Below are 8,219 nucleotides of genomic sequence, written 5' to 3' on the forward strand. Positions count from 1 at the left end.
CGGGGGGGGCCCGGGCCGCGATGGCCCCCACCCCCCCCCCCCCCCCGCCCGGGCCCGCCGACGCGGGCCCGGAAACGCAGGCGGGGCGGGGCTTACTGCCCGGCCTTGACCGCCACGAAGGCGCTGTTGCCGTTGGCGCGGATCAGCAACATGACCACGTCACCCTTGCTGTATCCGGCCAGCGCCTTGTTCAGCGCGGCCACGCTGCCGACCGGGGTACGGCCGACCTGCAGCACCACCAGGCCCGGCGACAGGCCGGCGTCACGCGCGGACTGGCCGTTGACCCGGGTGATGCGCACGCCCTCGCCCGCCGACAGGCCCAGCTGCTGGCGCTGCGGGGCGGTCAAGTCGGCCACCTCCAGCCCCAGCAGGGCATTGGCGCCGGCCTCGGGCTTGGCCGCTTCCGCGGTCGGACGGGCGGCGCCACGCTCGGCGTCTTCGGCCAGTTCGGTCAGGGTGGCGGTGATCTCCCGCTCCTTGCCATCGCGCAGCACGCTCAGGCGGACCTTGCTGCCCGGCGGCAGCGCGCCGATGGCCGGCGGCAGATCGCTGAAGGTATTGATCGGGCTGCCATTGACCGAGCGGATCACATCGCCCGGCTCGATACCGGCCTTGAGCGCCGCGCTGCCCGCGACCACCTCGTTGACCAGCGCGCCACGGCTGTCCGGCAGGCCCAGCCCCTGGGCCTTGAGGCCATCGATCGGGCCGACCGCCGCGCCGAGCTGGCCACGGCTGACCCGGCCGGTCTTCTTGATCTGCTCCACCGCACCCATCGCAAGGTCGATCGGGATCGCGAAGCTGATCCCCATATAGCCACCGGAAGCGGAGAAGATCTGCGAGTTGATGCCGACCACTTCACCGCGGGTGTTGAGCAGCGGGCCACCGGAGTTGCCCTGGTTGATCGCCACGTCGGTCTGGATGAAGGGCACATAGCGCTGGTCCGGGCCGCCGGTGCTGCGGCCGACCGCGCTGACGACGCCGGCGGTGACGGAGTGGTCCAGCCCGAACGGCGAACCGATCGCGACCACCCATTGACCCGGCTTGAGGGTGTTGGAGTCGCCCACGCGCACGGTCGGCAGATTCTTTCCGTCGATCTTGAGCAGCGCCACGTCGTACTGCTGGTCGCTGCCGACCACCTTGGCAGTGAACTCACGGCGATCGCCAAGCTTGACCTTCACTTCGCTGGCATCAGCGACCACATGGTGATTGGTCAGCACGTAGCCGTCGGCGGAGATGATGAAACCCGAACCCATGCCGCGGCCGCGGATGCTCGGGGTGCCGTCATCGGGACCGTCGGCACCCTGCCCCGGCATCTGGAAATCCGGGCCGAAGAAGCGACGGAAGAATTCCGGCATGTCCTGGTCGGACGGCCCGGCCATGCGTGCCTGGCGGTTGCTGCGCACGATGGTGGTCTCGACATTGACCACGCCCGGCCCGACCTGTTCGACCAGATTGGTGAAGTCCGGCAGGCCACTGACCAGCTGCGGCGCCGGCGCGCGGGGTGCAGCGGCGGCCGCCGGCGCGGCAGCGGTGGCCGGCGATGGCGACGGCGACTGCGCGCAGGCCACCAGTGGGAGCGTCATGGCGATCAGCGCCAGGGCATGGGTACGGATACGGGCGGTCATCAGACACGAACCTCCGGGTCAGGGAACAAAGGGGGGAACGCTCCGGCGCACAGGCCGGAGCGGAGCGTCAGCGCGACGATGCTCAGTCGCGGTGCCGGCGCGCAGGTTCGGCCGACTCGGCCGACTCCTGCAGGCGCGGCTCGAACGGATAGAACGCGGCCTGCGGCGCCTGTGTGGAGAAGCTCGCATTGAGCGCGCCGCCGGCGGCCGGGGCCAGGCTGGAGCGCGGCCAAGGCTTGGCCTGCAGCGTGCCGACCTCACCGAACGGGAACTGCCGCGCGGCGGCCGCCGGCATGGCCGGGGCCAATGGCGCCTGGCTGGCGATCGCCCGCTGCGGCTCGGCACTGCGCTCGGCGGCGCTGCGCGCGGCCTGCTGGGTACGCGTGGCACTAGCGCTGGCGCGGCGTGCCGTCGCCACGTCCTGGCGGCGGCTGGCGGCAGCCACCGCAGCAGCGGGCACCGCCGCCACGGCGAGCGCCTGTTCGGCGGCAGAGGCTTCGGTCACCGGTGCGGCAGGCAGCTCGGCCTGGCTGGCGATGATGGTGGTCGGCGCGTCCAGCGGGGCCGGGGCCGGCAGCTGCTCGCGGGTCATGAACATCGCCACGGCCGCGACGGAGGCGGCCAACGCCGCCCCCCCGCCCCAGCGTCGCCAACCGCCACGCCGTTCCTGACGGTCATGGCTGCGCTCGACATTGGCCTGCATCGCGGGTGCCGGCTCAGCGGCCACGGAAACGCGCACCCGCTCGGCGAAATCGACCGGCGCCGGTGCGCAGGCCTGCCCGCGCAGCACATCGCCGAGCATCTGCCAGCGTTCGTTGCAGCTGGACAAGGCCTCATCGTGTTCCAGCCGGCGCAGCATGAAACGCGCTTCATCGGCTGACAGCTCGCCATCGATCAACGAGGACAGCTGCTGCCGGTAATGGGCGTCGAATTTATCGGGGGACGCGCCCCGGGAAGCATCATTGGACATATCGTGGCTCATGCGCGGCTCTTCTCGCGGGTGGCGCTGCCCACATCGAGCAGCGGCCGAAGTTCAGTGTCGATCGCCTCGCGGGCACGGAAGATCCGCGACCGCACGGTGCCGATCGGGCACCCCATCTTCTGCGCGATTTCGTCGTAACTCAGGCCGTCCACCTCGCGCATGGTGATGGCCGACCGCAGCTCTTCAGGCAGCGCCGACACCGCCTTCATCACCGTCTGTTCCAGCTCCTGGCGCATCAACTCGCGTTCGGGCGTGTCGGTGTCGCGCAGGCGGGTGCCGCTGTCGTACTGCTCGGCGTCCCCGATCTCGATGTCATCGGTGGGCGGGCGGCGGTTGTGGGCGGCGAGATGGTTCTTGGCAGTGTTCACGGCGATCCTGTGCAGCCAGGTATAGAACTGGGCGTCGCCCCGGAAACTGCCGATCGCGCGATACGCGCGGACGAAAGTGTCCTGGGCCACGTCCTGACATTCACTCCAGTCCGCGATGTAGCGCCCGATCAGCGCGATGACCCGATGCTGATACTTGCGTACCAGGACATCGAACGCCCCGCTCTCGCCACGCTGCACACGTCGGACCAGCTCCAGGTCCAGCTCCTGTGGTGTTTCAACCTCGGCCATGGGGGGCCGCACTCCTGTCAGCCCAACCGACGTCGGGCAATGAGACTGCCAATCCCGGGAAAAGTTCAGCGCTCGATCACACCGCGCCGCACCAGCTTTTAACCACCGTTCCGTTAAGGTTTCCGATCCAGGCAATGAATCGGCGGTATCTCTCCCCCAGCTATAGGGATTTGACGGGGAGGAAACAACCTCTGGATCATAGCCCCCTTCTCCATACACAACCGGATGGAACGTTCCCATGCTCTCAGGCTTCGATGGGCTCCGCTTCTCGCATTGGCACCCGCAGATCCGTGACGATGGCGTCGTCGTGCTCAGCCTCGACCGCCACGACAGCAGCGTCAATGCCATGTCGCAGGACGTGCTGCTCGAACTGGGCGACCTGATCGAGCGGATCGGGATGGACCCGCCCAAGGCGGTGGTGATCCAGTCGATCAAGGCGGCCGGCTTCATCGCCGGGGCGGACCTGAAGGAATTCCAGGAATTCGACCGCCGCGGCACCGTCAATGACGCGATCCGCCGTGGCCAGAGCACCTACCAGAAGCTGGCCGAACTGCCCTGCCCGACCGTCGCGGCGATCCACGGTCATTGCCTGGGCGGCGGCACCGAGCTGGCCCTGGCCTGCCGTTACCGCGTGGCCTCCAACGATGCCTCCACCCGCATCGGCCTGCCGGAAACCCAGCTGGGCATCTTCCCGGGCTGGGGCGGCAGCTCGCGCCTGCCGCAGCTGGTCGGCGCACCGGCAGCGATGGACATGATGCTGACCGGCCGCAATCTATCGGCCTCGGCCGCGCGCAACATCGGCCTGGTCGACAAGGTCGTCGCGCCGGCCGTGCTGCTCGATACCGCCGTATCGCTCGCGCTGAAGGGCACCACCCGGCCGTTCAAGCAGCGCGCGACCGCGTGGATCACCAACACCTGGCTGGCGCGCAAGCTGCTCGCCCCGCAGATGGCCAAGCAGGTCGCCCGCAAGGCGCGCAAGGAGCATTACCCCGCTCCCTACGCACTGATCAACACCTGGGCACGCACCGGTGGCAGCCCGATCCAGACCCGTCTGGATGCCGAACGCCACGCCGTGGTGAAGCTGGCCGGCACCCCGACCGCCCGCAACCTGATCCGTATCTTCTTCCTGACCGAACGCCTGAAGGCACTGGGCGGCAAGGACCACGGCATCCAGCACGTGCACGTGGTAGGCGCCGGCGTGATGGGCGGCGACATCGCGGCATGGTCGGCCTACAAGGGCTTCAACGTGACCCTGCAGGATCGCGAGCAGCGCTTCATCGACCCGGCCATGGAACGCGCGCAGGCGCTGTTCGCCAAGCGGGTGAAGGACGACAGCAAGCGCCCGGCCGTGGCCGCGCGCCTGAAAGCCGATCTCGCGGGCGAGGGCGTGGCCCAGGCCGATCTGGTGATCGAAGCCATCATCGAAAACCCGGAAGCCAAGCGCGAGCTGTACCAGTCGCTGGAGCCGAGGATGAAGGCCGATGCGCTGCTGACCACCAACACCTCCTCGATCCCGCTGGACGAACTGCGCGACCACATCCAGCGCCCGGCGCAGTTTGCCGGCCTGCATTACTTCAACCCGGTCGCGCAGATGCCGCTGGTGGAAATCATCCATCACGACGGCATGGCGCCGGAGACCGAGCGCCGCCTGGCCTCGTTCTGCAAGGCGCTGGGCAAGTTCCCGGTGCCGGTGGCCGGCACCCCTGGCTTCCTGGTCAACCGCGTGCTGTTCCCGTACATGCTTGAAGCTGCCACCGCGTATGCCGAAGGCGTGCCGGGCCCGGTGCTGGACAAGGCCGCGGTGAAGTTCGGCATGCCGATGGGCCCGATCGAACTGCTCGACACCGTTGGCCTGGATGTGGCCGCCGGCGTGGGCAAGGAACTGGCGCCCTTCCTTGGCCTGCAGGTACCGGCCGCCCTGGCGACCGTGGAACAGGGCAAGCGTGGCAAGAAGGACGGCCAGGGCCTGTACAAGTGGGAGAACGGACGCGCCCAGAAGCCGGACGTCCCCGCCAACGACGAGGTCCCGGCCGATCTGGAAGACCGCCTGATCCTGCCACTGCTCAACGAAGCGGTGGCCTGCCTGCACGACGGCGTCGTCGCCGACGCCGACCTGCTCGATGCCGGCGTGATCTTCGGCACCGGCTTCGCCCCGTTCCGCGGCGGCCCGATCCAGTACATCCGCGCCACCGGCGCCGATGCCCTGGTCGAACGCCTCAAGGTCCTGCAGCAGCGCTATGGCGATCGCTTCGCCCCGCGCCCGGGCTGGGAGTCGCCGGTACTGCGCGAACCGGTGATCTGAGGATCGCGAAAACGCCAGCGCACGCTGGCGTTTTTTGTGTGTGCTCGCGCGTGAAACCAGAACACCCTGTTACCGATACAGGCCTCCCACCTCCACACCCCGCATGCGATCCTCCCGCTCTGTCCCCGCCAGCGAGACCGCCCGCATGACGACCATCATCGCCCCCCGCATCCATGACATCGGTGGCCTGCAGGTGCGCCGCGCCGTGCCGACTCTGCAGGCGCGCAGCGTCGGGCCATTTGTCTTCGTCGACCAGATGGGCCCGGCCGTGCTTTCCCCCGGCACCGGCATCGACGTGCGCCCGCACCCACATATCGGCCTGGCCACCGTCACGTTCCTCTGGTCCGGCGCCATCGGCCACCGCGACACGCTCGGTTCGGACCAGGTCATCCGCCCCGGCGACGTCAACTGGATGACAGCCGGCCGTGGCATCGCCCACTCCGAACGCACGCCTGCCATCGAGCGCGAACACGACCATCCGCTGCACGGCATGCAGACCTGGCTGGCGCTGCCGAAGAGTGCCGAAGAGACCGATCCCGCGTTCTATCACCATGCCGCCGCCACCCTGCCCCAGCAGCGCCGCAACGGTGCCTGGCTGCGCGTCATCGCCGGCCGCGCGTACGGCGAGGAATCCCCGGTCAAGGTGTTCGCCGATACCCTCAACGTGGCCATCGATCTCGACGCCGATGCGGAAATCGACCTGGATACTGGCCACGCCGAACGTTCGCTCTACATCCTCGACGGCCAGGCCCAGCTCGACGGCGTGGACATTCCCGCCCAGCACCTGATCATTCCCGAGCCCGGTGCACGCGGCCGCCTGCGCGCCAAGACCCCGATCAAGGCAATGCTGATGGGGGGCGAACCGCTTGACGGGCCACGCCACCTCTGGTGGAACTTCGTCTCCAGCTCCAGCGAACGGATCGAGCAGGCCAAGCACGATTGGGAATCGGGCCGCTTCGGCACGATTCCGGGGGACGATAAAGAGTTCATTCCGCTGCCCGCGTACTGAGCCGCCCCCCGGCGGGCAACCGTTCGTCGGATGTTGACGCGGTCGTCACCCCGATGAACCCCGATTCAGCTACGTTGCGCCTGCCCACCCCGGGCAAAACGTGGAGCACGTCGATGAGCATGGGCAAACGTCTGGCCGCCGAGTTCCTGGGCACGTTCTGGTTGGTGTTGGGCGGGTGTGGCAGCGCGGTGCTGGCGGCCAAGTTCGGTGGTGATGGCAATCCGCTGGGGATCGGTTTTGTGGGCGTGGCATTGGCCTTCGGCCTGACCGTGCTGACCGGCGCGTACGCGTTCGGGCATGTCTCCGGCGCGCACTTCAATCCGGCGGTCAGTGTCGGTCTGTGGGCCGGCGGCCGTTTCCCCGCCCGTGACCTGCTTCCCTACATCGTGGCGCAGGTGCTGGGTGGCGCGCTGGCCGGTTTCATTCTGCTGCAGATCGCCTCCGGTGCGCCGGGTTTCCAGATCGATGGCAGCCAGGCAGGCGCGTTCGCGAGCAATGGCTACGGCGCCCTTTCACCGGGCGGCTACAGCGTCGCCGCCGCCTTCCTGTGTGAAGTGGTCCTCACCGCGTTCTTCCTGATCGTGATCATGGGCGCGACCCACGGCAACGCGCCGGCCGGCTTCGCCCCGATCGCGATCGGCCTGGCGCTGACGTTGATCCATCTGATCAGCATTCCGGTCACCAATACCTCGGTCAATCCGGCGCGCTCCACCGCCGTGGCGCTGTTCGCCGGCAGCGGCGCGCTCAGCCAGCTGTGGCTGTTCTGGCTGGCACCGCTGCTGGGTGGCCTGATCGGCGGCATCGTCTACAAATGGATGGGGGCCGCGCCGCGCTGACGGGTGTGGCCGGGCGGCCCCCGGACCGCCCGGCGTCGGCGCAGAAAGGTTCACCTGAAACCGTTATTTGTACACTGAGTCACATTCCGTTAAGGTCCCGATCACTCGTCCGACACTGACGGCAGCGAGTGATCCGGTACGCGCGCGGGGAATGCGCCACCACGGCCTGGGTTGTCGACGGCCACCGGAATGCCTGTCAGCGACGGACGCGATCATCGACCTTGGGGGAACCATGAACGTCCTGCGCGCTGTCGTCTGTGTGTGTCTGCTGGTCACTGCCGGCGCCGTTGCGGCGCAATCGACCAGCGAATGTCCGTCCCTGCCCGCCAGCAGCGGCCTGCAATGGCAGGCGCTCGCCCAGCGCGACTTCATCCTGTGCAAGGCCACCGCCGCCGATGGGCGCGAAGTGCTCAGCCTGACGCTGAGCGCGCGCAATCCCGAGCTGCCGTTGAACCGCGCGCTGCGCCAGGAAAAAGGCAGCTTCGCCGGTGAAACGCTGTACTGGTACCAGCCCGACCTGGGCGGCCAGAAACCGCCGGGCTATGAGACGCGCCGGATCACGGTGGTGAAATTCGACAAGAACCGTTTCGCGCAGATTGCGCTGTACGCCGGCGACAACAGCGAACTGGGTTCGCTGCAATCGCTGGCGCAGGGGATGAACCTGACGCCCTCGGCTGTGGCCGCCGGGCGCTGAGGAAGAGGCCGGGACGGTGCACCGCACTCATCCCGTCATCCAAGGGAGCGCCGGCCACTGGCCGGCGCCTCCCGCACCGGCAGGTGTCATGCGCTGGCCGGCCAGCGGCCGGCGCCCCCGTGCCTCAGAAGCGGCCTTCCTGGAAATCCACGAA

General features: G+C 68.6%; 7 protein-coding genes. 4 read left to right on the forward strand and 3 right to left on the reverse strand.

Translation table 11 applies throughout. The features are described from left to right. Nucleotides 1–92: 92 nt before the first annotated feature. From QMX81_RS19555 to rpoE, 3 genes are all read right to left on the reverse strand, one after another. On the reverse strand, nt 93–1,625 hold the full coding sequence (locus QMX81_RS19555) for a DegQ family serine endoprotease (RefSeq protein ID WP_121038763.1): 1,533 nt from the start codon (nt 1,623–1,625) through the stop codon (nt 93–95). A gap of 82 nt (nt 1,626–1,707) precedes the next feature. Next, nucleotides 1,708–2,607, reverse strand: coding sequence for a sigma-E factor negative regulatory protein (locus tag QMX81_RS19560; RefSeq protein WP_282263976.1), 900 nt, complete (start codon nt 2,605–2,607; stop codon nt 1,708–1,710). Continuing rightward, nucleotides 2,604–3,224 carry an RNA polymerase sigma factor RpoE gene (gene rpoE, locus QMX81_RS19565; protein WP_121038769.1) on the reverse strand — a complete coding sequence of 207 codons (621 nt, stop codon included), beginning with the start codon at nt 3,222–3,224 and terminating at the stop codon, nt 2,604–2,606. Before rpoE ends, QMX81_RS19560 begins: the two co-directional genes overlap by 4 nt. Before the next feature lie 238 nt (nt 3,225–3,462). Here rpoE and QMX81_RS19570 point away from each other — a divergent pair, with 238 nt between their 5' ends. The 4 genes from QMX81_RS19570 (at nt 3,463) to QMX81_RS19585 (ending at nt 8,065) form a co-directional block, all read left to right on the forward strand. After that, nucleotides 3,463–5,526, forward strand: a complete 2,064-nt coding sequence (locus QMX81_RS19570; protein WP_282263978.1) for a 3-hydroxyacyl-CoA dehydrogenase NAD-binding domain-containing protein — start codon at nt 3,463–3,465, stop codon at nt 5,524–5,526. Between the two features lie 145 nt (nt 5,527–5,671). Next, entirely contained in the window at nt 5,672–6,535 is an 864-nt protein-coding gene (locus tag QMX81_RS19575; protein ID WP_121038776.1) for a pirin family protein, read from the forward strand. 113 nt (nt 6,536–6,648) lie between these two features. Continuing rightward, a complete protein-coding gene (aqpZ, locus tag QMX81_RS19580; protein WP_282263982.1) occupies nt 6,649–7,371 on the forward strand; it encodes an aquaporin Z in 723 nt (240 codons plus the stop codon). 232 nt (nt 7,372–7,603) lie between these two features. Next, nucleotides 7,604–8,065, forward strand: coding sequence for a hypothetical protein (locus QMX81_RS19585; protein ID WP_121038781.1), 462 nt, complete (start codon nt 7,604–7,606; stop codon nt 8,063–8,065). The last annotated feature ends 154 nt before the right edge of the window (nt 8,066–8,219 follow it).

Source organism: Stenotrophomonas sp. PS02301, from assembly GCF_029959485.1.
Taxonomy (GTDB): Bacteria; Pseudomonadota; Gammaproteobacteria; order Xanthomonadales; family Xanthomonadaceae; genus Stenotrophomonas; species Stenotrophomonas maltophilia_Z.

Coding starts and splice junctions, on each gene's coding strand:
- aqpZ (WP_282263982.1), top strand. CDS start 6,649: ATGAGCATGGGCAAACGTCTGGCCGCCGAGTTCCTGGGCACGTTCTGG.
- QMX81_RS19555 (WP_121038763.1), bottom strand. CDS start 1,625: ATGACCGCCCGTATCCGTACCCATGCCCTGGCGCTGATCGCCATGACG.
- QMX81_RS19585 (WP_121038781.1), top strand. CDS start 7,604: ATGAACGTCCTGCGCGCTGTCGTCTGTGTGTGTCTGCTGGTCACTGCC.
- QMX81_RS19560 (WP_282263976.1), bottom strand. CDS start 2,607: ATGAGCCACGATATGTCCAATGATGCTTCCCGGGGCGCGTCCCCCGAT.
- rpoE (WP_121038769.1), bottom strand. CDS start 3,224: ATGGCCGAGGTTGAAACACCACAGGAGCTGGACCTGGAGCTGGTCCGA.
- QMX81_RS19570 (WP_282263978.1), top strand. CDS start 3,463: ATGCTCTCAGGCTTCGATGGGCTCCGCTTCTCGCATTGGCACCCGCAG.
- QMX81_RS19575 (WP_121038776.1), top strand. CDS start 5,672: ATGACGACCATCATCGCCCCCCGCATCCATGACATCGGTGGCCTGCAG.